Source organism: Pseudoalteromonas sp. S3178 (genome assembly GCF_005886985.1).
Classification (GTDB): Bacteria; Pseudomonadota; Gammaproteobacteria; order Enterobacterales; family Alteromonadaceae; genus Pseudoalteromonas; species Pseudoalteromonas carrageenovora.
Genome location: NZ_PNCW01000192.1, coordinates 1 through 246, shown reverse-complemented (window position 1 = coordinate 246; position 246 = coordinate 1). Strand labels below are relative to the sequence as shown.

Below are 246 nucleotides of genomic sequence, written 5' to 3'. Positions count from 1 at the left end.
TCAATACCAATCACACGCTCAGCGCCTAATTTGATTGCTGCAATGCCTAAAATCCCAGAGCCACAGCCAAAATCAACGACCGTTTTGCCACTGAGGTCTTGTTGTTCTAGCCATTGCAGGCAAAGTGCGGTTGTGGCATGAGTACCAGTACCAAATGCAAGGCCTGGATCTAGTAACACATTGACGGCATTGGGATCTGGCACATCACGCCAGCTTGGGCAGATCCATAATCTCTCGCCAAACTTA

At 48.8% G+C, this 246-nt stretch carries 1 protein-coding gene; it reads right to left on the bottom strand.

All coding sequences use genetic code 11. The features are described 5' to 3' along the window. A partial coding sequence (locus CWC11_RS20565) for a 50S ribosomal protein L11 methyltransferase (protein ID WP_138684159.1) occupies positions 1–246 on the bottom strand: 246 nt, incomplete at both ends.